Source organism: bacterium (assembly GCA_021108215.1).
Classification (GTDB): Bacteria; Oederibacteriota; JAAXVQ01; order JAAXVQ01; family JAUVAV01; genus JAIORK01.
This window is the reverse complement of the sequence record JAIORK010000032.1, coordinates 1-26,071: the sequence shown is the minus strand read 5'-3', so window position 1 is coordinate 26,071 and position 26,071 is coordinate 1. Positions and strand designations below refer to the sequence as shown.

At 46.8% G+C, this 26,071-nt stretch carries 21 protein-coding genes, 1 tRNA gene and 1 pseudogene; 2 read left to right on the top strand and 21 right to left on the bottom strand.

All coding sequences use genetic code 11. The features are described 5' to 3' along the window. The first annotated feature begins 299 nt into the window (after positions 1–299). Positions 300–1,535 carry an NAD(P)/FAD-dependent oxidoreductase gene (locus K8S19_06910; protein MCD4813404.1) on the top strand — a complete coding sequence of 412 codons (1,236 nt, stop codon included), beginning with the start codon at positions 300–302 and terminating at the stop codon, positions 1,533–1,535. Positions 1,536–1,652: 117 nt separating this feature from the next. On the opposite strand, the gene K8S19_06905 is transcribed toward K8S19_06910, so the two are convergent. The 12 genes and pseudogenes from K8S19_06905 to aroB all read right to left on the bottom strand — a co-directional run bounded on the left by K8S19_06905 (position 1,653) and on the right by aroB (position 13,953). Beyond that, positions 1,653–1,856 carry a hypothetical protein gene (locus K8S19_06905; protein ID MCD4813403.1) on the bottom strand — a complete coding sequence of 68 codons (204 nt, stop codon included), beginning with the start codon at positions 1,854–1,856 and terminating at the stop codon, positions 1,653–1,655. A 184-nt stretch (positions 1,857–2,040) separates the two neighbouring features. Next, positions 2,041–3,681 carry a glucose-6-phosphate isomerase gene (gene pgi, locus K8S19_06900; GenBank protein ID MCD4813402.1) on the bottom strand — a complete coding sequence of 547 codons (1,641 nt, stop codon included), beginning with the start codon at positions 3,679–3,681 and terminating at the stop codon, positions 2,041–2,043. Between the two features lie 219 nt (positions 3,682–3,900). Beyond that, positions 3,901–7,173, bottom strand: a complete 3,273-nt coding sequence (locus K8S19_06895; GenBank protein MCD4813401.1) for an efflux RND transporter permease subunit — start codon at positions 7,171–7,173, stop codon at positions 3,901–3,903. Positions 7,174–7,177: 4 nt separating this feature from the next. Further along, a complete protein-coding gene (locus K8S19_06890; protein MCD4813400.1) occupies positions 7,178–8,674 on the bottom strand; it encodes a TolC family protein in 1,497 nt (498 codons plus the stop codon). A gap of 66 nt (positions 8,675–8,740) precedes the next feature. Further along, positions 8,741–9,148, bottom strand: coding sequence for a hypothetical protein (locus tag K8S19_06885; GenBank protein MCD4813399.1), 408 nt, complete (start codon positions 9,146–9,148; stop codon positions 8,741–8,743). A gap of 4 nt (positions 9,149–9,152) precedes the next feature. Further along, positions 9,153–9,680, bottom strand: a complete 528-nt coding sequence (locus K8S19_06880) for a sigma-70 family RNA polymerase sigma factor (GenBank protein MCD4813398.1) — start codon at positions 9,678–9,680, stop codon at positions 9,153–9,155. A gap of 268 nt (positions 9,681–9,948) precedes the next feature. Further along, positions 9,949–10,037: transfer RNA gene (locus K8S19_06875), tRNA-Leu, on the bottom strand. A gap of 63 nt (positions 10,038–10,100) precedes the next feature. Beyond that, positions 10,101–10,601: pseudogene (locus K8S19_06870) on the bottom strand (DUF501 domain-containing protein). Positions 10,602–10,759: 158 nt separating this feature from the next. Then, complete coding sequence (locus tag K8S19_06865) at positions 10,760–11,128, bottom strand: septum formation initiator family protein (GenBank protein MCD4813397.1); 369 nt, start codon at positions 11,126–11,128, stop codon at positions 10,760–10,762. 91 nt (positions 11,129–11,219) lie between these two features. Further along, complete coding sequence (locus K8S19_06860; GenBank protein ID MCD4813396.1) at positions 11,220–11,579, bottom strand: roadblock/LC7 domain-containing protein; 360 nt, start codon at positions 11,577–11,579, stop codon at positions 11,220–11,222. A gap of 30 nt (positions 11,580–11,609) precedes the next feature. Further along, positions 11,610–12,842 carry a tetratricopeptide repeat protein gene (locus K8S19_06855; GenBank protein ID MCD4813395.1) on the bottom strand — a complete coding sequence of 411 codons (1,233 nt, stop codon included), beginning with the start codon at positions 12,840–12,842 and terminating at the stop codon, positions 11,610–11,612. A 16-nt stretch (positions 12,843–12,858) separates the two neighbouring features. Further along, entirely contained in the window at positions 12,859–13,953 is a 1,095-nt protein-coding gene (aroB, locus tag K8S19_06850) for a 3-dehydroquinate synthase (protein ID MCD4813394.1), read from the bottom strand. A 358-nt stretch (positions 13,954–14,311) separates the two neighbouring features. On the opposite strand from aroB, the gene K8S19_06845 reads away from it, so the two are divergent. After that, positions 14,312–16,009, top strand: a complete 1,698-nt coding sequence (locus K8S19_06845) for a hypothetical protein (protein MCD4813393.1) — start codon at positions 14,312–14,314, stop codon at positions 16,007–16,009. On the opposite strand, the gene K8S19_06840 is transcribed toward K8S19_06845, so the two are convergent. The 9 genes from K8S19_06840 to efp form a co-directional block, all read right to left on the bottom strand. Next, positions 16,006–18,351, bottom strand: a complete 2,346-nt coding sequence (locus K8S19_06840; GenBank protein ID MCD4813392.1) for a TIGR04083 family peptide-modifying radical SAM enzyme — start codon at positions 18,349–18,351, stop codon at positions 16,006–16,008. The genes K8S19_06845 and K8S19_06840 overlap by 4 nt on opposite strands. A 28-nt stretch (positions 18,352–18,379) precedes the next feature. Continuing rightward, complete coding sequence (locus tag K8S19_06835; protein MCD4813391.1) at positions 18,380–20,134, bottom strand: HEAT repeat domain-containing protein; 1,755 nt, start codon at positions 20,132–20,134, stop codon at positions 18,380–18,382. Positions 20,135–20,294: 160 nt separating this feature from the next. Next, positions 20,295–21,578 (bottom strand): phosphomethylpyrimidine synthase ThiC, encoded by a 1,284-nt coding sequence (thiC, locus tag K8S19_06830; protein ID MCD4813390.1) that lies wholly within the window; start codon positions 21,576–21,578, stop codon positions 20,295–20,297. Between the two features lie 42 nt (positions 21,579–21,620). Further along, positions 21,621–22,052, bottom strand: coding sequence for a hypothetical protein (locus K8S19_06825; protein ID MCD4813389.1), 432 nt, complete (start codon positions 22,050–22,052; stop codon positions 21,621–21,623). Positions 22,053–22,123: 71 nt separating this feature from the next. Then, positions 22,124–22,744: an alkaline shock response membrane anchor protein AmaP gene (gene amaP, locus K8S19_06820; GenBank protein MCD4813388.1), complete on the bottom strand. Its 621-nt coding sequence runs from the start codon at positions 22,742–22,744 to the stop codon at positions 22,124–22,126. Between the two features lie 28 nt (positions 22,745–22,772). After that, a complete protein-coding gene (locus K8S19_06815; GenBank protein MCD4813387.1) occupies positions 22,773–23,162 on the bottom strand; it encodes an Asp23/Gls24 family envelope stress response protein in 390 nt (129 codons plus the stop codon). Between the two features lie 40 nt (positions 23,163–23,202). Beyond that, on the bottom strand, positions 23,203–24,549 hold the full coding sequence (gene accC / locus K8S19_06810) for an acetyl-CoA carboxylase biotin carboxylase subunit (protein MCD4813386.1): 1,347 nt from the start codon (positions 24,547–24,549) through the stop codon (positions 23,203–23,205). Positions 24,550–24,551: 2 nt separating this feature from the next. Then, positions 24,552–25,103, bottom strand: coding sequence for an acetyl-CoA carboxylase biotin carboxyl carrier protein (gene accB, locus K8S19_06805; GenBank protein ID MCD4813385.1), 552 nt, complete (start codon positions 25,101–25,103; stop codon positions 24,552–24,554). Further along, entirely contained in the window at positions 25,104–25,664 is a 561-nt protein-coding gene (gene efp, locus K8S19_06800; GenBank protein ID MCD4813384.1) for an elongation factor P, read from the bottom strand. It abuts the gene before it with no gap. Between the last annotated feature and the right edge of the window lie 407 nt (positions 25,665–26,071).

Below are 26,071 nucleotides of genomic sequence, written 5' to 3'. Positions count from 1 at the left end.
GGTATAACCTATGAATTTTTATCAAACACAAATCACTTTTCGCGTATAGTATTAAACACCACTGTCCAAATTAAGAAAAACAGCAACTCGTTGGATCGCATGGATGGCTTATTTTTAGGCGGATGCAGGACGCATCTCAAGTTTAATTAAAACAGCATGGAACCTTATCGTCAAATCCGGCTCTGACGTGTGGTTACAGTATCAGTTTTCTTTAAAAGTAAGCTCTCCATGCACTCGGGAAACAGAATGCTTGCTTAATTTGAACAGTAATGTTGTCAAAACACAGTACGAGGATACCTATGCCCCTTTATGACATAATTATTATCGGTGCCGGACCCGCCGGATTGTTTACCGCCCTGCAGGCAGCCACAAATACAACACGTATTCTCATTTTAGAAAAGCAGTCCTCCCCAGGTCAAAAACTATTGCTTAGCGGGTCGGGACAATGCAACTTCACCAATAATCGGCCGCTGACTGATTTTCTCTCGGCTTACGGTGATCACGGCCGATTTTTAAAACCCGCACTTTACCATTTTAGCAATCAAGCAATTATTCATTTCTTTAAACATAATGGCATTTTACCTGACGTGGTGGAAAAAAACGGCAAGGTTTTTCCCCAATCCCGTAAAGCCCGGGATATTTTAAATATCCTGATACAACAGTGCAAAATGAGCAACATTACAATCCACTTTAACCAAAACGTGAAACATCTTCACCGGCATACCTCAAATAAATTTTCTATTTCCACACCAACCAAAAGCTATCATGCAGACCAAATTGTAATTACCACAGGCGGGCAATCCTATCCTGCAACCGGGTCAACCGGCGATGGTTATGCCCTGGCGCAATCCTTTGGACATCATGTTGTTCCTCCCAAACCGGGACTAACGTCTTTTATCCTTCGAAACCACCCTTTGGCCGATCTGGCCGGAACCTCCTTTCAGGATCTGCCGCTCTCGCTTTGGCATGCCGGCAAAAAAACCAAATCCCTTACCGGCGATATGGTGATAACCCACCAGGGACTGTCTGGTCCGGTCGTCCATAACCTTTCCCGCTATGCACGCTCAGGGGACACTGTCTGTCTCTCTTTCCTGGGAACAAAAAATCCTGAAGTGTATAAACCGGAGTGGCTTGCAGAAATTCAACAAAAAGGTAGTCTGAAAATTCGGCAGTGGTTCAGCCAATATGCCCCCACGCAGGCCCTGGGCAATAAAATGCTCCTCCTTGCCAAAATCAATCCTGATCTTTTACTCGCACAATTAAGCCGGATAAAACAAAATGAACTTTTCCGATACTTATCTGCATTTCCGCTTAAGATTAAAAACCTCGGGGATTTTTCTACAGCCATGGTAACCTGCGGCGGTATCTGCCTGGATGAAGTCAATCCCAAGACCATGGCATCACGCCTGGTCAAAGGGCTCTTTTTTGCCGGCGAGGTGCTGGACATTGATGGTGATAGCGGCGGGTATGATCTCCAGGCTGCCTGGTCCACCGGAGCGCTGGCGGCGCATGGATTAAAAATACGTGCTCGCTAGGGCATCTGGTCCGGGATGGCTATCTACAAAAAAAAGCGCTTTTACCTTATCGCCCCTTAAAACAGGCTGCGATTTTCAGAAAAAGCGCTCTTAAAACCAAATATAAAATGTTATTGATTAATTTCTATAAAAAGCAGCTTGGCGTTTGGGCCACCTGTTCTTGAGAAATCCTAAAATTTTCTCCCAGCGGCGCGTCTGTTTGGTTACGGCCTTGATAAATGCACGACGTAATTTTTCGCGTTCAACCGCGCGAACCAGGTCCAAGGAAGCTTTGTTTAAAAGCACGAGATAATTTTTTTCTGTATTCGGCATGGGTAACATTTCCATCACCACCTTGGCTTTGTTCTGTTACTGTAAGTATAGCACATGAAATACCGAAAAACAAATTCACGCCTTTTTCCCAAAAACCCTTTATACGTCTATATGTTTTTACAACACCTCATTTTTAATGTCCTTAAGGCTTCAAAAACAACGCCACACGGTCAGTATTATTGCCTCTAAAAAATTATTTCATTTTTTTATAAAAATCAATAAGTCCATTGGTTGAGCTGTCGTGGTTGACAATCGTTTCGGCACTTTTTAATTCCGGAATAATCGCCTTTGCCAACACCTTGCCCAATTCCACCCCCATTTGATCATAGGAGTTGATTTCCCAAATAATACCTTGAGTAAATATCTTATGCTCGTACATGGCTATTAAGGCCCCCAGGGTTTGCGGATCAAGTTTCTTAAAGAAAAAAGTATTTGATGGGATATTTCCTTTAAATGTCTTGGCACGCGCCAATCTATCCAACGTCTCACCGGATATCCCCTGGGTTTCCAATTCCCGGCGCACCTCTGCCTCTGATTTCCCCTGCATGAGCGCCTCTGTCTGGGCAATAAAATTCGCAAGTAAAAAAACATGGTGCTCGCCGAGAGGATTCCGGGGCTGGGCCGAGGCTAAAAAATCGCAGGGAATCAACTTAGTACCCTGATGAATCAATTGATAAAATGCATGTTGGCCATTGGTACCCGGTTCCCCCCAAATAATCGGCCCGGTCGAATAATCAACCCAGTCACCGTTTATGGTGACACTCTTGCCGTTACTTTCCATATCACCCTGCTGAAAATAGGCAGGAAAACGATTCATATATTGATTATAGGGTAAAATGGCATGACTTTGGGCATGATAAAAATTGTTATACCATATCCCTAAAACCGCCATTATCACCGGGATATTCTTATCCAACGGGGCCGTGCAAAAATGCTCATCCATATCATGCGCGCCTTGCAGCAACGCTTCAAACCCATCCATGCCAATGGCAATAGCGATGGAAATACCGATGGCTGACCAGAGCGAGTACCGCCCTCCAACCCAATCCCAGAACTCAAACATATTTTTGATATCAATCCCGAATTGAGAGACCGCTTGACTGTTGGTGGACATGGCGGCAAAATGCTTGGCAATCGCTTTCTCGTCTTCGGCATTTTTCAAAAACCATTCCCGCGCTGAATTGGCGTTGGCCATGGTTTCCAGGGTGGTGAAGGTTTTAGAGGCAATTAAAAAAAGCGTGGTTTCGGGCGAAACCTGCTTCAGTGTTTCAGCAATATGCGTACCGTCTACATTGGAAACAAAATGAAAGTTTAGTCCGGGTTTGATATAAGGTGTCAAAGCTGAAACCACCATCTGCGGACCCAGATCCGAACCACCAATACCGATATTCACGACATCGGTAATTGCTTTGCCGGTATACCCTTTCCACTCTCCTTCCCTTACCTCCTCGGTAAACCTGCGCATCTGCGCAAGCACGGCATTGACCCTGGGCATTACATCCCCACCCGCCACTTGCACCGGACGATTGGACCGGTTGCGCAATGCTGTATGCAACACCGCCCGCCCCTCTGTGCGGTTGATCGCCTCCCCGGAAAACATGGCCTGAATTTTATCCGGTACGCCGGCCTGCTGTGCCAGCTCAATCAGCAGCGCCAGGGTCTGATCGTCAATTCGGTTTTTAGAATAATCAAACACCATATCTTGATACTGAATGGAATAGTCGGCAAAGCGATTTGCGTCAGTCTTGAACTGATCCCGCATCTGGATTGATTTGGTTTTTTCATACTGATCGATTAATTTTTTCCAGATTGGCGATTGTGTGAGTGATGACATGGTAATTTCCTTTCAAGTTTTATTAGGTTGAACAGCGGCAACTGCCAAAGAATTTGCTGAATTAAAACCGCAGGTATTTTCTGTCTTTTCATAAAAAAAAGCAAGTCTGATTCATTCCGGGCAATCGAGTCATAAAGCTGCTATGACCGGTAATTTTGGTCTATGCTTAAGCCCGGAGCATATTGGATCTCTGCGAAGACGATTTTTTCTGAAAGCGTACTATGTTTTTTTTCTTTTTCTGGATACAACTTTTTTCTTTGTCGCTGTGCCCAATTTTTCTTTTTCCGAAATTGCACTCCGGGCTGCCTCATGTTTTTTCAACAACCATTCCTTTTTCGAGAAAAAAATCGGAATCGTCTTATCCTTTTTCACAATCCTCATCATAACAACACGCATATTTTTCACAATAACCCAAAAACAGGGAATAATAAACAAGGTGACAATCGTGGCAAACACCAAACCCCAGGAAAAGACAATCGCCATGGGACGAATAAAGGGCTCTTCCCCGCCGAACCATCCGTAGGCCAGCGGAAAAAGACCAACTGCGGTGGTCACGGTGGTCAAAATTACCGGCCGCAATCTGGTCTTGGCGCCCTCAATCACCGCCTCCTCCACGGGCTTGCCGTCCTTGATCAGGTTGTTGACAAAAGATACCAGAATCAAAGAATCATTCACCACCACACCGGATAATCCGATAAAACCCATGAACGCCATAAAGGAGATCGGCATCCCGTGGAGCAAGAGGGTCAGCATGACACCGATAAAACCAAATGGAATGGCCAGCATGATGATCAACGGCTGGATCACAGAATTAAACAGGGTTGCCAGAATAATAAAAATCAAAAAAATCGCGATCAGGAATGCGCGGGCCAAGTCCATGAAACCTTCCATCATTTCTTTTTGCTCCCCACCAATCTCAAACGCTGTCGTCGTATATTTCTTTTTCAACGTCTCCAACAGCTCGCTTATCTTCTGGTTTACGGCATTGACATTGGTCTTTATCTGATCCACAGAACCGATTACCGAAATTGTCCGCCGACCATTCTTATGCACCAGGGTGGAATACGCAGTACCCCGCTCCACGGTGACGATCTCCCGCATTAAAATCCGGTTTCCCCTGTTGTTGGGAACACGCAAATCCAGCAGTTCATCCAATGTGGAAATGGATTGCTCGTTGACTCGCACCATAACAGCCACATCTTCGCCGAGTTTCTTGAGTGTTTTCAACTCAATCCCGGCAATCGCCGCACGCAGCAGGGTACCTGCCTGTGACAGGCTCACCCCTGCCAGACTGGCTTTGGCTTCATCCACCACCAACCGGATCTCACTTTTACCCTCTTCAAAATCGGTTTTAATATCCGTCACCGGATAAAATGTTCCGGGTTCCCCTGGTTTGAGCTTTCCTTTGACCGGCATTTCAATCTTTTTAGCCTGAACAATTAAATCATTTGAAACTTCCAGAAGTTGCTCATACGATCCGCCGATTACTTTAACATCAATGGCCGATCCAGTGGGCGGCCCGCCTTTGACAGCCTCAATCTGGATATCACGCACACCCTTGGGTTTTCCGATGCGTTCGCGCAAAGCATTCACAATCTGGTTGGCATCCTTGGTCTCGCGTTTGTCCTCAATATGCAGCAAGATTGTTATCTGCGCCAAATTGGGTGCAAAACGCGGCGGCCCATGGCGATCATTCGCCATCCCAATATAGCTGTTGACAACATCCAGATCTTTTTTCGAGAGCATTCCCAAGATCTGTTTTTCCATCCTGATAATAACTTTTTCAGTGTCATCCACTGAATAGTTTTTATTCAATTTTAGATCAACACTGATTTCCTGCATTTGCGCATCTGTGAACACAAAACCATTTCTAACTTCCAGCATCGTGACCCCGATCATAAGCAGTATAATCATAACCGCAAACAGGATCCGGCGATGCAATACCCAGTTCAACATTTTTCCGTATAATTCGCGCAGCGCATCAAACCAATGCCCCCGCTTTGCCTCCATCACCATATGTTTCTTAGGTTTGACAAAGTCCGCCAGATGCGAAGGCAGGATAAAAAAGCACTCAAACAGCGAGGCTGCCAGGGCAATAATAATAACTTTGGGAATCGAGGATAAAAACTCCCCCATCATGCCGCCAACCAGCATAAGGGGTGAAAAAGCCGCAATGGTTGTGGCCACCGAGGCCATCACCGGCAGGAACATTTCCTGGGCACCTTTGACTGCCGCCTCAAAAGGCGGCTCACCCATTTCCATATGTCGATGGACATTTTCCCCCACCACGATGGCGTCATCCACCACCATACCCAGTACCATGATGTATCCCATGATGGACATCATATTCATATCAATACCCAAACGCAGGGCCACCACAATTGCTATGGCAAATGCCACCGGCATGCCGACTGCTGTCCAAACAGCTACCGACGGTCTAAGAAGCAGCATCAGCATAATTAAAACCAGCAGTGCGCCAAAAAAACCGTTCGAATACAAAACATCCAAACGATTCTTTAAATAAATTGACATATCATTAGAAAAAGAAATTTCCACTCCGGCCGGCAATTCGGCTTTTATTTTCTCCACCGTTTTCCGGAGGTTCTTAACCATTTTTATCGTATCGTGTTTTTTCTGTTTTTTAATCTCCATCAAAATCGCACGCTCCCCTTGCGCGCGCACATACATCTCCTCATCCTGGAAGCCATCCGTCACAGTCGCCACATCGTGGACGCGGACATTTTTCCCCCAGTCATTGGACCGGATGATAACATTGCCGGCATCTTCCGCAGTTTCAAGCGGCAGCGTAAGGCGCACCGCATATTCCTTATTTCCAAACACCTTATTCCCCGCCGGCATGGAAATATCCCGGTCACGCAGCACATTGATAAAATTATACAGTGTCAACCCATACTCGGAGAGTTTGTGCTTGTCCACATCAATCCAGATCGCCCGGTCATAGTATCCCGTCTTAACAATCTCGCCCACGCCTTTGACATCCTCCAGCCGTTCTTCTAAACGCGTGGCAACCTCACGGAGCTGGGTATAATCCTTTCCGCCGGATACAGAAAGATTAATGAGTGGAAAAAAATCAGTTGAAATTTCTAAAATTTCCGGATCTTGCGCATCCTCCGGCAAATCCTGAATCTTATTCACTTCTGATTCAATATCATCCATAATGGATTTCACATCTGCAACATCCGGTTCCAATTCAACACCAATCATAGCCAAGCCTTCGCTTGACCACGAAGTTATTTCCTTGATATCACGCACATCCTCAATGGCATTTTCTATCGGAATGGTAAGCAATTTTTCAATTTCGCCGGAACTCGCCTGCGGATAGACCACCGAGACAACAATATAGCCAAGTTTAATTTGCGGAAAAACTTCTTTGGCTGAAGTGGCAAATGTATAAATACCGGCAACCATTACAAACAAGACAACCAAATTAACAAAAATGCGCTTACCTACAAAATATCGAATCAATCCCATGACGCTACTCCTTTATAAATTCCTGACCCAGCGAATGATAATCACCTTTGATTCTTTTCCAGTCATTGATTGCCCGCGCCAATTCATAAAACGACTGAACTTCGCCAAGTTTGGCCCGATGTAAGTCACTCTCCGCGAGTAACAACTCGCGAGCGGAAATCCGACCCTGATTGAAATACCGGTTATGGATGGTCAAGTTTCCCGCATAGGCTTGGCGGATCTCTTGCTTTAACTGCAAATCCTCCCGGGCTGCCAAAAGTGAACGATGCGCAACCCTAATTTGCATGCGTGTACTTAACCGCAGTGCTTCATATGAATCTTTTGCTTTGGACAATTCACTGATCCTGTTTTCCAATTCACCCGAATTATCCCGATTGGGTAAATAGAGTGTGAAATTCATTCCCACCAAAACATCGTTATAATCATTCCGGAGTAATTCAGAAAAACTGGCCCCTGCATCCTCTTCTGTACCGGTCATCCCGTACTTGCCAAAAACATTCAATTCCGGCCAGGATGAATTCTCTGATATTTTTCGACTTATTTCCGCCATTTCAACCGACACCTTTGCCATATGAACTGCGGGTTGTTGTGTAATCAACATTTGTTCAGCTTCTTCTAACAGAAGCGATTGTGTGTCCAATGCTTTTAATTCCTCTGTTTGCGCATGAACGTCAAATACCAGCCAGGACACTTTTTCGGGAGCATCCTGACCTGCCAAACTAAAAAACGTATCCTGGGCGGATAAAATATTATTCTGCGCAGGGACAATCTGCGCCTTGGCACTGAGCATCGCGGCTTTGGTTTGCAGCAAATCTTTTTCTTCGCGCAAACCAATCTTTTTCATGCGTCTGGCCTGTTGGTAATAGCGTTCATTCGATGCCAAAGAACTCTGCTGTATTTTTAAAACCTCCTGCGACAATGCAATGTTAATAAAAACATTTTGCAGACTATCCACCTGTTGCAACACCCTGTGAATTAATTTTTTTTCTGCCAAAACAATGCTAAGTTCTCCAATTTTAATCGCAGCCAAATCAGGCCGACCCAAAAATCCTTTCATCAACGGTTGCGTATACATGAGCGAAATGGATGGTTGGTGCATCGGGTTAATCCCGGATGGATAACCTGTTCCTGTTTGAGCAGCATATGTATTATCTGTCTGCGACTTGCTGAAATCCAAACTTAAAATACCCGCAGTCATTAGCTTTTCCGATAAAGAAAGTCCATAAGAAAAAACTTTGGCTTCTTCAGGACTGGATGCACTTGCGGATACATCGTTGAGCATCTCAGTGTAACTTATTGTGCCGTCCAGTTTAAGATCAAACATGGCGTATGTTTGCTCAACGGTTGCTTTGGCAATCCGAACATCCGCTACGGCCTGACCAATATCCCGATTGTTTTTTATTACTTCCCGAAGAACCTCATCTTCATTTACCTGAGCCGCAGCAGAGATGCCTGGTAGCAGGCATAGCGCTACTGTATAAAATAGTGCTTTTCGTCTCATGCTATTTTCCTCCACCTATTCTAAAAAGCTATTAATCCATGCAAGTGTATCACAAACAATACGATGTCACTTATTCAAATTATCTTGTTCCTGTTCCTCTAAAAACCGCTGATACGCCTGCTCGCCTTCTTCCCTCCAATACTTTTTAAACGCTTCGCCATCATCAACTTTCTCTTTATTCACACCTATCCAGCGATGAATTTTACGATGTATTCCATCGCGATGTCCATCACCTTTGTCGTGCGGCCTAATACCAAACAATATTTTACCCAGAATAAATAATCCGACTGCCTGCCAGTAACCAATCACCGGCAATCCAAATGTTGAGACCATCACCGTATTCCACAAAAATTTAACCAAAATACCGACAACCAGTCCTATAATAACAGCCAATGCAATGCCGCCTAAAACCGCAATCACTGCCCTGCCGATATGAATACCGCCATCTGTTTCCCATTGATGTTTTTGTATCATTTTTTCATCCTCCCAGTGTTAAAAAATAATGCTTTAATTTTTTAATGCCGCGCGCTTTATAAGAAAGCAATGTGTTTTGCGGCACGCCCCATCGTGCTGCCATACTTTTGAATGACAAACCATCCAATTCATGTGCCACCACCACCTTTCTCTCCATTTCACTTAATGATTCCAATGCCCTGAATAATTCTTGTTGCCCTTCTTTGGTTTGCAATTGCTGCAGCGCATTCGGTCTGTGGGTCTGTAATATATCAATGAATTTCATCTGATTTTCTGCATATCCATCAAACGGCTGCATAGTTTTTTTTGTTCGAAACAAATCAATCATCCGATTTTTTACACTACGGTAAATATAAGCCGCCAAATTTTCCAATGGCATTGAAATATCCGCTTTATCCATGATGGAGACCAGCACATCATGCACAATATCTTCCGCATCCATTTCTGCGGTTTCGTTTATTCGCGCACGAGCATAATGAATCAATTTTTGACGCTCCGTTTTTACAAACGCAGCGAAATCAAATTTTTCCATTTCATCCTCCACTGATATAACGAAAAAATACAAAAAATATTGCACTGAAAAGTAATTTTATTATCGTGCCGGCACGAACACAATGGGCAGCCTGCCCGGTGGACTTGCCAGGCGCACTTGCCCGGCGAATGCCGAGTGCCGGGTAAGCCTGTGGATTTTTATGCCGGGGAATAATCTACGTCAAAAAACAATGCGGAGAAAAACAAAATAATTGAGGAAGGCATGTTCAACAAAAGACTAATTACACCGTGTCGCCTGTTGTAAAACGTGGTGCCGGGGGCCGGGCTCGAACCGGCACGAACCTTTCGGCTCAGCGGATTTTAAGTCCGCTGCGTCTGCCAATTCCGCCACCCCGGCAGAACCATTCGACTGGAAACAAGTATTGCATTTCCATTTAGAAGCGGACAATGCAATCATTTTATCGATCAACTCACCAATCGGATTATTCCGCGTGGCAAGATAATGCGCATAGTGCATATGCAGGCATTTAACCCCCTGCAAATCAGACACCCCGCCAATCCCGACCTGCTCCACCGCACGGACAAGCTCGGTTTCCGACTTGCGGAGCCGGATAAGCATGCTTGAATTAAGAAGTGTGCGACGAATATAAATATATTCCTTATGAGAATCCTGCATGCCATAACTCAGTTCACGGCTGCCGGTGATTTTCTCCTGTATAACTTGAATAAATCCCCGGTCTTCAATTCGGCTGATCTGGCGCACCGCTTCCGGACACGTCAGCCAAAAAACCGTTGGGAAAAAAGCCACATCCTCATTGGCCTTGGGAAGCGGATAATTGACACTTACCTGAGGGCATTGATATATACAGCGGCGTGCAATCCCGTGTAAATTTCTCGGATGACGATTTATTTGTTGCCGGATAATTTTTTTATCCTGCTCGCAAACCGGTTCCCACGTCATAAAAATTCACTCCATACAATTACTGTCCAACCATTACCCAGTGCTTAAGCATTTAGTCCGGTTTTTTCAATTTCTGAGCAACTAATTACTCAGCCTCCAAGGGATATACCATGCAATGAAAACATCGTCAACCCTATATTCGCCGCCCTAAAAAACCATTATTCGGAATGCCGCTTCTTCTGATAAAAAGCCGGAGAAACAAACCGGTAAACAATTTCATCTTGACGGACCATCCCGAGTTCCTCGCGGGCAATACGTTCAACGGCATTCGGCCCTTTTTTCAAATCCTCAATCTGCTGGGTTAGTTTTTTGTTGTTGGTTTCAATATCCTCAATCTGGCTGGCCAGCAAAATACGCTCACGATACAAGGTAATAACTTTTAAAAAACTCTTTTCTCCCATAAGCAGCAGCAATGAAATCAAAACAAAAGAAAAGGAGAGCATAATCCCCCACCAGACACGACCCGTGCCCGGCACTTTCAATACATAATTACGTCTGGTTGAATATTGCCTATTGGCTTTTCGCAAATTACCTCCACAAACAAAAAAGCCACCTTTAACCCGCCGGGGTTAAACGTGGCTATTGCTGATGACTGACAGCATAAAAAACCATCATGGATTAGGTCAACTCTTTTTCTAATTTGGGGAGCGCTTTTTTCACTTCCAACCGCCCCCTGCCCAAATTCCCATCCAACTCCAGCGCGATGGCCACAAAATATGCCGAGCTTAGTGTATTCATAATCATCATGGCTTTTTCAGTACTAATCAAAATCTCACTGGTTTTTCCCAACCCAAAACTTTCCGAGGCCTTTTTTGCATTTTTAACAATCGTGGCATATTCGGCGCCGACATCGCTAATATTAAATGACCCTTTTAGCGAAACCTGTTCAATAACAATGCCGTCTGTTCCGACCAACCCTGCACCAATGGCACCGTCCACATTGCCGAGCAAGTCATTGAGTATTGTTTTAAAATCCATCTTCACTCCCGCATCGGGCATTTGGTGTTGTTAACGAAGCGCCTTGACAACTTCACTCATGACCAAACGCATCTTGCCTAAATTAATATTATCATTTGCCAGCACAACCAAAATTTTAGCGCCAATCTTGCTAAAAATAATCTGTCCGGTCTCGCCGGTAATTAAAATCTGATTTACTTGCTTGCCATAATCCATTGCCTGAACTGATTTTTCAGTCTTGCTGAATATCAACGAGACCGTATTGGTCAACTCCGGTGTATTAGCCTTAATTTTAAGCGTTCTGGACAAAACTTTTCCGTGAATATCCATAAGCATAATGCCTAAAATACCCTCAGTCTGCTTTAACTTCATCAATGCCGGAATATTCTCAATATTTTCAGCGCCACCCGCCGGAGCACCTTTTGCTGCCACGGATGCAACCGGCATTTTCGGTGCCGGTTTAGCTTCAACTGCCGGCTTGACTTCAGCCGCCGGCTTCGCTTCCATCACAGGTTTCGGCGGCGGCTGAGGTACCGTGTCTTTCATCACTGACAAGATATCATCAGACGTAATCTTGTCATTATCGCGACTGCCGACGGTGCCGCCCTCGGTTTTAGGTCGTTCCGGCGCCTTTCGTTTCGTGTCGACCTTGGCCTTCCTAAGTTCAAGATCTTTCAATCGCTGACGTACAACCAAATTTTCCGGATCTGCTTCTAAAATAAGCTGATAAAGCTTAATGGCGTTTTCAATGTCGCCCTGTTTGCTAAGCTCCTCTGCGCGGGAAAGATTTTTCCGCGTGTCTTTCTCTTCAGAAGGCTTTTCCTGCTTGGATACTGCTGATGATCCTTTTCCCGAATTGTTTTGACGTGCCAACTCCAGTGCCTTATTGAGCATCTGCTGGGCAGTCATATCATCGGGGTTTAGCGTCAATACTTTCTGATATTCCTTAATCGCATCAGCATATTTGAACTGCTTCATATAATTCTGTCCAAGTAGCGAATGCGCCATAATATTGTTCACATCTGCAGAGGCAACTTTGCGGAATTCGGTTTCAGCTTCCCCATAGAGCTTTTTTTCCATATATGCACGACCCAAAACCATCCGGGCACTCATATAGGAGGGATGCAGCTGTAATCCTTTCAGGCAGGTCTCAATCGCTTCATCCAACAGTCCGCTTTTTCGATATGCCTCGGCCAGCGGTACGAATACCAGTGATTCAGGATTATTGTTTAATTTTTTATTATATTCTTCAATTTCGGCAAAACCGGTTTCGTCTTTTGCCATAAAATAACCTCCGCCCTCAGGCACTTCCGAGAACGGCCTTAAGCACCCGGCGCATAGAAAAAGACGGTATTTTCTTCATAATCGTAGCATGACCCATATTGGGTGTCAATATAAAATTATTTTCACCCGCGCTAACTTTTTTGTCAGCTTTCATGAGCTGCAAGATCTTTTCCGCCTTTTCACCTTTGCCACGGGTCGGTAGGCCCGCCCTTGAGATCAATTCAATTTGACGATTACAAATAGTCTCGTTACATACACCCAGAGCATACGCCAATCTCGCGGCAATCACCATACCCACGGCAACTGCCTCGCCATGGAGATAACCACGATAATGATGATAGGTCTCCAGCGCATGCCCAAATGTATGCCCATAGTTTAAAATCGCTCTTACGCCCTGTTCACGTTCATCTTGTTCCACAACATGACCTTTAATACTGCAACTTTTAGCCACCGCCCAGCTCAGCACTGTCATCTCAAGCCGGACGATCTGCTCCATTTTCTTTTCCAACTGAGTAAAAAAATCCGCATCCGCAATAATTCCCGCCTTGATCATTTCCGCCATGCCGGAGCGCAACTGCCGTCCGGAAAGGGTCTCAAGTACTTCCGGATCAGTTACCACCAACCGGGGTTGCTGAAATGCACCGATAAGATTTTTACCCAGCACATGGTTGACCGCGACTTTGCCCCCCACAGATGAATCCACTTGGGCCAGTAAGGTGGTTGGAATTTGTATAAAAGAAATACCACGCATATAGGTAGCCGCTATAAATCCCGCCAAATCACCCACCACGCCACCGCCCAGCGCTACAATAAAAGAAGCTCGGTCTGCCCGGACATGTATCATTTTTCCAATAATCTGTTCCGCCATTGCCAGGGATTTGGTATGCTCCCCCTCCGGCACAAGAAAAATATCCGTTTGAAATCCGGATTTTTTAAGCGAACGAACAACCCGGGCACCATAGAGCTTAAAAATTCTGGGATGAGAAATAATACAGGCATGGCTGCCTTTTACCTGTTTGTGGGTAAGCACACCCACTTCTTTAAGTGTGCCCGGGTTCACGACAATGGGATAATCCCGATTGCTATTATCGTTGAAGCGTATCCATACCATGGCCATGCTGTTTCCACCTGTATTTTGTCGCCACTATACGTTTCATAATATGACATTGGAAGCGTAAAAAAAACAGCGCGTTTTTTTGATCTTTTTCCGGGCACCGGGGTCTATACCACCATCATGCACGGAGCAAAATCATAGCAAAAATGTGGATCACCGTCAAGCAAGCGCTTGACATACCGATGCGTCAAGGTTATTATCAGCAACATATTTATTCGCCCTGTCGCAGGAAAATAGTTGCTTTTCTTGGCTAATGACCCTGTAGGGCATCAATATGCTGTTCGGTCGGCGCGCAGGTGTTTTGTACCACCCGGGAAGCGCCATATCTTTTGAATCCTCAGGAGGCCTTTCTTTAATGCAGTTTACTAAGACATCCCTGTTGAGCAGCTTCCTTTTGGTAGGCTGCTTTTTTATCACCCCGGTTTTTGCCGATTATGCCACATCCGAAGGGTTGGGAAATCCCAATCTTGTTTTGGAAGATGAAACCACCCGGCTCTCTTTATTTAATTTTGGCAACCCCGCCGGCTTGGCGTTTCTTGCGGAACAAAACCGTCTTGACCTTTCCTTACAAGCCAGGCGTATTGTTGATCTGGAAGAATTCACCCCTGGTGAGGGCGGGATACAAATCAAATCACACTCAATCTCTACCTATACCAATGACGATTTATCCAATTCAATTGGCGCTTACTCTCAAACGATTGAAGTTTCTAAAACTTATGTAGCCTATCCCAATGTTTCTCCAGATGGAACCACATTGACGCCACATAGAGTCTATTCCTGGAAAAAATCCTTGGCCGCTGCCAGTCTGGCAACCTACGGAAAAAACCTTTACCAAGGTGTGCGTATCTCTCCGGTAGAAAACATCTCATTACAGTTGATTCCTTTGGCTGATTGGCAAACTACTTTTTCTACTGATTTTAGCGAACGCCCTTTATCCTGGCAAACCGGCGGATGGCTGCGCGGCGCTTACCGTCTCATGCCCAATTTGGCTATTGGTGCTGGTATTTTAGGTACAAAAATACGCTCAACTGAACTAACGTTTGAAGAACAATCCACCCGGGCCAGTGCTGAAGCGGGTTTCGCGTATCGTTTACAGGAAATGTTTGATGATGCGGATGTCCTGGACCTCGGTATCACCCTCCAGGGTGGAAAGGGCCAAACCGCGTTTGAGAGCCCCCTACAAGCTTACACCTTGGAGAGCCGGCCCCTCCAAGCGGGACTCCATGGTATCTATACCTATAAGTCCGTCATGGATATCGGGTTAAATGTTGATTACCTTTATGAAGATACGTTCCGTTTGTGGGACAGCCGGGAATTGCTGGATGCAGCTTTACGAACCTTGGACTATGAGCTCCAGTTCCGTGTACGCCTGCCAATGGTACGCAAGGATGACCTGCGTTTCGGTGTTAGCTTTAACAATCACGGTGTGGAACATCCCTATCCTACCGGCACACTCCAGTTACTCAACACCGCAAAAAGCAGCCTGGAACCCTTGATCAGAACCGCTTCTTCCGGCATCAGCATTGGTGCCGCACTGGTTCCCACAGAAGGTTCAATTATTGGATTGCAGTATAATCTTGGCTCTTCCCTCTCTCGCCAGGATGGCGATAATGAGTTTTTGGCTGATTCAGGTTATACACATTTTACCTTTGCAGCTCAGTATCAAATTATCAAAGGCCTTACTGTTCGCGCCAGTTATGTGGATCAGCGGGTGGTCTATGAATCGAATCTTTACCGCAAGGTCGAGACAATCACAAAAGAGACGATAAACTACGATGAAGAGGGTATTGCCGACGTTGTCTCATACTCGATCCCCGCGATTTCAGTAGAATCAGCTGAACTTCTTAGTGAAGCGGCCTATACCCGCACAGGAAATTTCGGCATCAGCATTGAAGACGGCCCCTGGAAAGTGAGCCTCACTACCACCTACGGCCTGACCACCTATACCCCGTCCGGTTGGAGTATTGAAGGCAAACCGCTTGATGTAGAAAAAGTCAACAAGGACAAAGAAGAAGAACTCTCCGGCATGCTGAGCCTAACCTGGATATTTTAACCTATCGACGAAATCATTGCTTTTTCTTTCACACCTAAAAACCGCATTGCGGTCTGGTAAAGCTGTTGGGATTTTTTTTTCAGTGCCTGACAGCCGTCTTTTTCTCTATCCCAAGCATGGCACATACCCCCGCATAAATACTTATACTCACAGGTTTTACAAACAGGATCATGATCAACCTGCGTGGCGCGCCATTGTTTAAAACGCGGCAACAACATAATCTCCGCCAATCCCAGCTCGTGGATTGTTCCCAAACAGTCTGCCGGGTTAAAATGGGCATAACACGGATAAACCTCGCCGGAAGATGCAATGTACAGATTTTGCCCCAGCCCGCAATTCCGGGTTATGTGTATCCCTTCCTGCAAACTTTGCATACTGTTCATACCCTGTCCCAATATTTTAGCCGTAGGTTGAATTTCAAAATGCCTGGCCCGGCCCAATGGCAAAAGAGGACGCACACGGGTACGCTCAATTTTCAATTGTTTTGCCAAACGAACGACTGCCTGCACCGCCTGATTATTTTCGCTGCCATCCGCCAACACCGCTGCCAGCGACAACTGTGCCGCACCGGGTATCCCGGCGGTGCTTGCCCGGTAATGACGGAGATTCTCCACCACCGCGGTATAACTTCCCAAACCCCGGCGCGCATCATGGCTTTTTTGATCACCGTCAACACTCACAACCACCTGATGAAACGCACGCGCAATCTGCGACATCGTCACCCCATCCAGCGCCATGGAAAAATTTGTCCGCAAAATAAGTTTGAGCGGTCTAACCCGCTTGCGACCATCCATCAACTGTTTGAGCAATTGATGACGCTTCCCGTACAGCAGCGGTTCTCCGCCGGTAATCACAACCTGTCGAAAACCAAGCCTGCCTGCCTGCCGGATTAAATCCGAAAGAGTCTGCAGCGGCAGCTCGCAGCCCTGGTTGGCTTGTGTGCCGGAATCTGCATAACAGTGACTGCACCGTAACTGACATGCTTGTGTAATATGTACATAAAGATTGTTCATCTTCGGTTCCGGTTGATACAATTTTTCCTGTAAAACCTGTACCGCAGCCAACACCGCTTCCGGCTGGTTTGACCATCCCTTGGCAATAAAAATCCCGGTAATCTCCTGAGGCGTTTTTTCCTGCCCCAAAGCGACTGCGGTAATAATTTTTTTGGCATGGCGTGCCGTCCGGCTGGGATGATACCGTTGATGAAGCAGAGACACGAGCGGATGCTCCTGCGTGTTTGCTTGCTTTGACCCTTGCGCCATGGCGCGAATTCCTTCCGGGGTCTGCATTGCTTGCAAGACACCGGTTTGAACAGTTGTAAATATTTTTTTATACGCCGGGCAGTAGGGATCATTTTTCCCCGATTGGGCCGCATTGTAAAGACACCCGCCCTTGCAATACGGCCAATGACTGCAACCACGGCATGCCTGCTTCATCCGGTTTTGCATCACTGCCAGCTGCTGTGCCGCCGGACTTTGCATAAGCAGTGCAAAATCCGGCATGTCCCGGATATGACCGAGTTGGTATTGGGCGTGACCGCAAAATCTTTGACAAGAGGTGATCACACCTTGGGGATCAATCACCAAAAACATTCCCAAACACTCACGAAAAGTACACACTTCCCCCTGACCGCTGCAAACACCGCGCACGATCTGGTCCAATGAGGATATTTGAATATCTTTTTGTCGCTTTAAGTAATAGGCCAGTACCTTGGGAAGCAAGCTTGCATAGACCGGCGGTGACAGGTGGTGTGGATGTGCGTCCCCCCCCAAGGAAGGAACCGCTGCATGCAAGGACACATTGAGGCGCTGGTTGATAAAAAAATCAATCACTTCCTGCCAGCGCTTGGCCGTATCCGTTGTAAAGGTGGCGATACACCCCACCTCCAACCCATACTGCCGGGCGCGCTCGATCCCTTGCATGGTTTTTTGGAAGTACCCCTCACCCCGTTGTCTATCAGTAATGATTTGCGGGCCGTCCAGACTGGTTCCCAGAACCACCCGATGTTTCTGAAAAAGTCTGCAAAAAGAATCATCCAGCAGCCAAAGATTACTCTGGATTTTTATGCGAACCGGCCAATCACCCAACCGCACCTGTAATTGCTCCAAAGCATGTTTGAAAAAATCAATGCCCGCGCACAGGGGTTCACCGCCATGAAATGTAATGGCAATTTTTTCCGGCCGATTTTTCCGGACCATCATTTCAATATAGTTGAGTGTCTTCTCAAGAACCTCCATTGACATCACGGCGCCCTGATGCGGCCCAAAACAATAGGTACACTGGGCCGGGCAGGCAAATGAAGGAATAATCATGAAATGGGGAAAAGGCATGTCTCGCTGCACTGTAAAAAAGCCTCATTTATGGAGTAACTTAAAAATCCCTTGGACCGGAAATCCCCTTGGGCGGTTTTTCGGGAAACTCCCAACCAAATCCAAAATCACTGTGCGTGTCATCATGCGTGCAGTCAGAGCTGCGGTTATAATCAACATCTGAATGCGCATCCGTGTGCGGTTCGGTTAAAACATCATGAATGTATTTCCAGTTTTTTACCAGCATGCCGGGCTTTTCCCTGGCAAGCAGCATTAAATCAGTTGCAGCGCTTTTTACCGCATCCTCCTCCGCTTCCCGGACAATTTGTAACAAACGTTCAACCGCCGCATCATTGCCGAGTTTTGCCAGCGCTATAAAATCACCGGCACTCCCTTTGACTGCTTTTTTCCATTGTGGCTGCCCATGCTCAAACAGTACCTTGGCGATCATGACCCGCATTGCATCGTCCGGCTCTCCCAAACAGTCTTCTAATTGCCGGACACTTTTCCCATCCACCAATCCAGCCACTGTTTGAAGGGCTTTTTCTCTAACCGGGAGTGTTCCTGTTTTGAGTTGCCCTATCAGGACCGGTATCACTTTAGAATCTTTGATGTGAGCCAATGTTGCCAGCACTGCATGAATTTGGTGTGTATCTTTGGGTGGGATTTTTTTTAAAAGGTTACTAAGCGGTTCCACGGCTGCCAAACCTTCTTTTGCCAGGGCATCCCAATCCTGTCGAATGAGTGCTGCGGCTACACGCTGCGAACCTGGTTTGGGCATCCATCCCATTTTCAAAAAAAGGTTGATCACGGTGGGGGTTAGCTGTGTATCTTGCGCTTCCAGCAGCTTTTCCAGCAAAGCAATTGCCTCAACTTTTCTTTCCTCCAGGCCATTTTGCGCTGCCGCCCGCACCCCGGCATCGGAGTCTGACATTTTTTTGAAAAACAAATCAAGCATATCCGGCGCCTGCATGCTGCTTAGCACCTGCAGTACCCGAATACGTGCTTCAGGTTCTTTGGCGCGCAGTGCATGGGTCAACGCAGGAATTGCCGGCCGGCCTATTTCCATTAAAGCAGTTGCCACCGCCTGACAAACATCCGTATCATAATGGCTCAATTGGCCTACCAGCGGTTCTGCCGCTTTTTTTCCACATTCCTTAAGCTTTTTAAAGTCACGTATTGCAATATAAAAATAAATTGCCGTCATTTCATCTGCCGGTACGTTGGCCAACTGCCGTATTAATTCCGACGCCACGGTAATAAATATGGGTTTCTCATCCCGAAGCATGCTTTCTAAAACCGGTTGAACAATCGCAGTCCCGAATTGTCGGAGTACCTGGAAGGCTGCCTGTCTAACATCAGGATCACGATCAGACAAGCGGTCGATGAGCTGCCGCGTCGATTGGCCGGCATGAAATGCGCCCAATACCTGCACCGCAGCGAGCCGGGATCGGGCGCTGCTGTTGAGCAACTCAGTATGCGCTGCACGCATTGCCGGCCGTCCAATGGCACGCAACAAATCCGGCAGCGTCTCCATAAATATTTTTTCGCGATTATTTTGCGGTGTGCTCCCGATAACCCTAAAAACACCGGACGCAATCGCTTCCAGCGCTTGGGAAACCTCGTTTTGCAATGCCGGATCACGCTTCAATGCAATGAGCGGTTGCGCGGCAGCGATATTTTGCAGACGACCCAATGCCTTGACCGCCTGCCGCCGCAACGCTGGATCATTATCCGCTAAAACCCGGATGATTTTCTCAACATTGTGCTCTGCTTCCCAGCGCGCAATTTTTTGTGAAGTGGTTTTAAAAAACAAGCTGCTCTCCCGTCGAAAACGACACCATGAAATGATACGCTTAGTATAAAAAAGAAGGCGGGATTGTACCAATACTTTCTTATCAATTTCCCTGCTTCATCCCCGCTTATCATGCCGGCGCGACAAACTATATGTCATGCATATTAAGCCCGTGATATTTTTATTTTTTTAGATAATCTCCAATACCCTTCACCGCACAAAAATCTCCGCACATGGTACAAACTTCCGGCTTGTTTGGTTTTGAGGATTCACGCAGCTCGCTCGCCTTCACCGGATCCAGCGCCAAGGCAATTTGCTGATCCCAATCAAGTTCCTTGCGCGCTTTGGACATTGCCCGGTCCCATTCACGGGCACCCGGGATTCCTTTGGCAATATCCGCCGCATGGGCGGCAATCCGTGATGCAATGACGCCTTCGCGCACATCCGCAGCATTCGGCAAACGAAGATGTTCCGAGGGGGTTACATAGCAGAGAAAATCGGCACCTGCCCGGGCGGCAATCGCGCCGCCAATGGCGCAGGCAATGTGATCATAGCCTGCCGCAACATCGGTTACCAGCGGACCTAAAACATAGAAAGGTGCACCCTCGCACAATCGTTTCTCCAAGACAATATTTGCCTCAATTTGGTCCAAAGGCACATGACCCGGTCCTTCAATCATAACCTGTACTCCGGCATCCCTTGAACGCCGGGCCAGCTCTCCAAGAATAATCAATTCCTGGACCTGTGCCCGGTCCGTCGCATCATCCAGGCAACCAGGACGCAACCCGTCTCCCAAGGACAAGGTAACATCATGCTGACGACAGATTTCAAGTATCTCGTCAAATCGCGAATAGTAGGGGTTCTCTTTCTGATGATGCAGCATCCATCCGCCAATGAGTGCCCCGCCCCGGCTCACGATATCCATTCCCCGGCCCTGAGAACGCAGGCGCTCCACACTCTCCTGCGTCACACCGGAGTGGATGGTCATAAAATCAACACCTTGCTTTGCCTGATCGCGAATAACCTGCAACATATCATCCCCGGTCATCTCCTGTACAGAGTCATGTTTTTCCCGCGCGCGTACAGCCACTTCATAAATAGGCACTGTTCCCAGCGGTTGCGGGAACCCGGTTAAAAGCTGGCTCCGCAAACGAACCAAATCCCCGCCCAGAGATAAATCCATCAATGCATCCGCACCTGCATCCGCCGCCACCTTGGCCTTAATCAATTCTTCCTCCGCGCTGCCGCAATCGGTTGAGGTGCCCAGATTGGCATTCACCTTGGTTTTCAAACCGGTGCCCACGCCTGTAGGACGGCAAACAGCATGTGCCGGGTTCAAAGGAATAACAATTTTTCCTTCAGCAATGCCTTGCAGGATAAATTCCGAAGTACGCTTTTCCGCCACGGCCACCTGTTGCATGGCCTCAGTTGTGTTCCCTTGTCTGGCTGCTTCTAATTGAGTCATTCGAGAGCATTCCTTCCTGGTACCGAAAACAACAACACTTGCTTAGGTCCTCTTAAGTTTTCGGTGTGATGTCATTTTGTGGACAATATCATACTCGAGATTATATATTTGAAAACGAATTTTTTTAAAAACTTTACCGGCTTCGCCGCCTTTGAGTTTGGACACTTCTTCTAAAACACGTGCCGCCTCCTGAACCCGCCTAAGATTTGCTCTTAGCAATTCTTCCGGGTCACGTCTCCGCTTTTCACCGGCCGTTGAATAGGCCGCACCCGGATCTTGCTTGACATCACGGCTGGCGATAAGTTTTTTCCCAGGCAGCTTGTTTTCCGCCCGAATCAGCGCATGTCGAATGGCCTTCAACCGTTGCTGGAGCGGTTTATTCTCCAGATCCAACCGTATCCATTCTTCGACCACCCGCAACCCCTCGCGGGCGCGGTTTAAATTTGCATCTAAAATTCTATCCACAGAATTCATTTTATCTCCCAAGTAAAAACGCCCCGCGAACCTTACGGTTATTCACGGGGCGTTTTTACACTCTACACAAATTATTTGTTGGTCGGCAACTCAGTTGTTCCCTTACCCGGCTGGGCTGAGGTTTTAATCCCTTGTGGTTCTAAATTTCTTTCCCGACTCACAACTTTGTGCACGATAACCGTTGGATTAATTTCCTGTTCAATACTCAATGTTTTTTGGATATACGCGCGGATCTCCTCTTGAACCTTTTCGGTCACATCCGCAATACTAAAATCTGAAAAGATTGTAATCCGGGCAACAACCTTGAGTCCTTTGCGGGTGTACGTAACCCGGCCTTTGATATCACGCAATCCTTCAATCCTACCTTTCAAGACACGGGCAAAATCTTCAATCGCCGGGAGTGAGACCATAACCTCTCCCATGGGATTTTGTAAAACCACCGTCCGTTCACGACGGGCGGCCTGAAGATTGCCCAGCAGCAGATAAATCAATGAGGCCAGCAACAACAACCCGATCGCAAAAGCAACCACCCTTCCGGTCATGCCTTCAACCACATAGACCAGGGGCCCGGCAATAAAATCACCGAGATTCAGTAATACGCCGGGATAAATCGCGCTAATCAAACTTAAAAGTCCTAAACAAATAACAACAACAATCCCGACAATCAACATGATAACATTCAAACTACGCATGCGTGGTTCCTCCCTCTGGCCTACCTAATTAAGAATTGAGATTTTTAATGACCTTGACCTTGTCACCCTTCATCTTGACACCCTGTACGGAAATGTTGACATAGGAAACATTCAATCCCGTCATGTCCTCAACCGATTCCCGAACACGATCCTGGACTTTCTGACAGACCACCGGAATATCAACGCCGAATTCAACCAATAAATTGATCTCAATGGCAACATCTTCATTGCGCACTTCCACCTTGACCCCGCGTCCCTGGGAAGGCTTCACCCCCAGCATTTCTGCAATACCGTCAACCGCTCCCTGCGACATAGAGGCCACGCCATCCACTTCCAAGGCAGCCAGCCCGGCAATCACGGCAATGGCTTCATCGGAAATTCGAATACTTCCTGCGTCGCTCTGATTTTGATTTTCCATGGATACTCCCTCCTGACAGCGACCACCCGCTGCCTTTGCCTCAGATCTTATTATTCATTAACAGTTCAACAAAATTAGTAGCAATCTGTCCAGTCTTAAATGCACTTTTATTCAACGCCTGCAAATGAAACGGGATGGTTGTTTTAACACCCTCAATCACAAATTCTTCCAACGCCCCCAGCATCCGCTGGATCGCCTCCTGCCGGGTTGAGCCGTAGGAAATCAATTTTGCCAGCAGGCTGTCATAATAAGGGGGAATCTGGTAACCGGCATACGCATGCGTATCCACCCGGATACCCGGTCCGCCGGGCATATGAAAGCTGGTTATGGTACCTGGTGACGGACGAAAATCATTATCCGGGTCTTCGGCATTGATCCGGCATTCAATAGCATGACCTTTTGGCGTCATATTCTCGGTATACGACAAGCTTTCACCGAAAGCAACCCGAATCTGATCCTTGATCAAATCCGTCCCGGTTACCAATTCAGTTACGGGGTGTTCAACCTGGATACGCGTATTCATTTCCATAAAATAAAAATTCATATTCTTGTCCACTAAAAACTCCACCGTACCTGTGGTGTGATAGCCCGCGTTTTTTGTCCCCTCAACAACCAGGTCCATCATCTTGTCCCGGATCTCAGGCGTCATTACCGGTGAAGGGGATTCCTCTATCAGTTTCTGATTTTTGCGTTGCACCGTGCAATCGCGCTCACCCAATGCCACACAATGACCATGCTTGTCCGCGATAATCTGAAACTCAATATGCCGCGGTTCCTCCAGAAATTTTTCCAGATACACCACAGAATTACCAAAAGCCGCCCCAGCTTCACTCTGCGCAGTTAAAAAAGCCGTAGACAAAGATACATCGGTATGGGCGACGCGCATGCCGCGGCCACCGCCCCCGGCCGTTGCCTTGATGATAACCGGATAACCGATTTTCCGGGCCATTCTAAGCGCGTCATCTTCATTCTCCACCGGGCCGTCGGAACCGGGCAGCATAGGCATCCCGATTGATTTCATCAGTGCCCTGGCTTCGATTTTATCCCCCAAAAGCCGCATGGCTTTGGGTGTCGGACCGATAAACGCAAGATTACAAGATTCACAGATCTCAGCAAAATGAGCATTTTCCGCAAGAAATCCGTACCCCGGATGAATCGCATCCGAATCAGTAATCTCGGCAGCGGATAAAATAGTCGGAATATTTAAATAGCTGTCCTTGGACGGTCCCTTGCCGATACAAATATCCTCATCAGCATAGCGTACATGCAAAGAATTGTTGTCTGCTTCCGTGTGCACCGCAACCGTATTGATGCCCAATTCCCGGCAGGCGCGAATAATACGTAGGGCAATCTCGCCCCGATTGGCAATGAGTATTTTTTTAAACATGCTTATCCCTTGCGCTCCACCTGGAAGAGCGGCTGGCCGAATTCAACTGCCTGCGCGTTTTCCACCAGTATCTTTTTAATTTTCCCCTTTACTTCGGCCTTGATTTCATTCATCAATTTCATAGCCTCAACAATACAGACCACAGAATTTTCCGAAACCTCCGCCCCAACCTCAATAAATGCCTTGGATTCCGGCGAAGGCGACCGATAAAAAGTCCCTACCATAGGAGACTTAATCGTGTAGTAATTGGCATCATCCTCCACTGCCGGAGCTGCGGAGGCGGGGGGCGCCGGTGCAGGGGCTGCCGGCACCATGACAGGCTGCGGTGCGGGCATGCTCTGCATCATCGGTGTGGCCATCACTTGATTGACACCCTCGCCTTTACGCAGATGAATGCGAACACCGTCTTGTTCAATATCCAGCTCCGTTATTTTTGCCCGATTCATAATCGTTACGATCTTTTTGAGTGACCGGAGGTTCAACGGACTTGTCTCGCCGCGTTCCTTTTTTACTGCCACGCCTTCCACCGCCTTTCGTTGACTTGAAGAAACCATTTATTTAACCCTCTCAATATATTCTCCCGTGCGGGTATCCACTCGGATAACCTCACCTTCATTGACAAACATCGGTACCATCACTTTGGCACCGGTCTCAACAACCGCCTCTTTGGTAACATTATTCACTGTATTGCCCCGTACGCTGGGTTCGGTCTGAGTAATTTTTAATTCAACCTTAAAAGGAACCTGGATATCCAGCGCCTCACCATTGTGCATCATGATATCAATAATCATCTCTTCTTTGAGCCAATTAACTTTATCCCCCAGCGTCGCTGTGCTCAAAGAAATTTGCTCATACGACTCCTGGTCCATAAAAATGTACTCATCACTCTGCTGATACAAATACTGCATTTTCTTCTCTTCAATATCCGCTGTGGTCATTTTTTCACCGGAATTAACTGTGCGGTCCACCACGGTTCCTGCGCGCAGATTGCGCAGCTTGAGCCGGATAAAAGCACCGCCCTTCCCGGGTTTACAATGATTGTACTCGAGAACCAGAAATAAATTATTGTCCATCTCCAAATAGGTTCCCGGTTTGGCGTCATTTGACATTACAATTCCCATAAATCCTCCTACAGTTACAAAAAAATCTTCCCTCTTGGTGAGAGAAGATGAAATCATAACATTTTTACTCAAAAAATGTCAAAAAAATAAACGAATTGGACAAAAAAGTGCAATTTAGTGTCTATTTCACGAAAACGTCGGGGTGAGGGGTGGGGTTTTTACTTTCGCTTTGTCATCCCGGACTTGATCCGGGATCCAGCGTCTTTTATATGCCTTTTTCCATCAAAGTCACTGGATTCCGGCTAAACAATCCGGCATAAGCCAAACACGTTACTGGAATGACAAATAAAATAAATCTCACTCTATTGGATTAAATTTTAATACAAATTCTCCATCCGTTTTCTGACCCGTTTTCTCAGCGATAGTGACCTCAAGCCCAAGGGAGAATTAACTATTCAGGA

Bases quoted from the DNA above. Each gene is read 5' to 3' on its own strand.
- K8S19_06895 (MCD4813401.1), bottom strand. From the start codon at position 7,173: ATGGGATTGATTCGATATTTTGTAGGTAAGCGCATTTTTGTTAATTTG.
- pgi (MCD4813402.1), bottom strand. From the start codon at position 3,681: ATGTCATCACTCACACAATCGCCAATCTGGAAAAAATTAATCGATCAG.
- K8S19_06885 (MCD4813399.1), bottom strand. From the start codon at position 9,148: ATGATACAAAAACATCAATGGGAAACAGATGGCGGTATTCATATCGGC.
- K8S19_06910 (MCD4813404.1), top strand. From the start codon at position 300: ATGCCCCTTTATGACATAATTATTATCGGTGCCGGACCCGCCGGATTG.
- K8S19_06890 (MCD4813400.1), bottom strand. From the start codon at position 8,674: ATGAGACGAAAAGCACTATTTTATACAGTAGCGCTATGCCTGCTACCA.
- K8S19_06815 (MCD4813387.1), bottom strand. From the start codon at position 23,162: ATGGAAAATCAAAATCAGAGCGACGCAGGAAGTATTCGAATTTCCGAT.
- aroB (MCD4813394.1), bottom strand. From the start codon at position 13,953: ATGGTATGGATACGCTTCAACGATAATAGCAATCGGGATTATCCCATT.
- K8S19_06825 (MCD4813389.1), bottom strand. From the start codon at position 22,052: ATGAATTCTGTGGATAGAATTTTAGATGCAAATTTAAACCGCGCCCGC.
- K8S19_06905 (MCD4813403.1), bottom strand. From the start codon at position 1,856: ATGTTACCCATGCCGAATACAGAAAAAAATTATCTCGTGCTTTTAAAC.
- accC (MCD4813386.1), bottom strand. From the start codon at position 24,549: ATGTTTAAAAAAATACTCATTGCCAATCGGGGCGAGATTGCCCTACGT.
- accB (MCD4813385.1), bottom strand. From the start codon at position 25,103: ATGGTTTCTTCAAGTCAACGAAAGGCGGTGGAAGGCGTGGCAGTAAAA.
- thiC (MCD4813390.1), bottom strand. From the start codon at position 21,578: ATGACTCAATTAGAAGCAGCCAGACAAGGGAACACAACTGAGGCCATG.
- K8S19_06880 (MCD4813398.1), bottom strand. From the start codon at position 9,680: ATGGAAAAATTTGATTTCGCTGCGTTTGTAAAAACGGAGCGTCAAAAA.
- K8S19_06855 (MCD4813395.1), bottom strand. From the start codon at position 12,842: ATGGCAAAAGACGAAACCGGTTTTGCCGAAATTGAAGAATATAATAAA.
- K8S19_06845 (MCD4813393.1), top strand. From the start codon at position 14,312: ATGCAGTTTACTAAGACATCCCTGTTGAGCAGCTTCCTTTTGGTAGGC.
- amaP (MCD4813388.1), bottom strand. From the start codon at position 22,744: ATGCGTAGTTTGAATGTTATCATGTTGATTGTCGGGATTGTTGTTGTT.
- K8S19_06860 (MCD4813396.1), bottom strand. From the start codon at position 11,579: ATGGATTTTAAAACAATACTCAATGACTTGCTCGGCAATGTGGACGGT.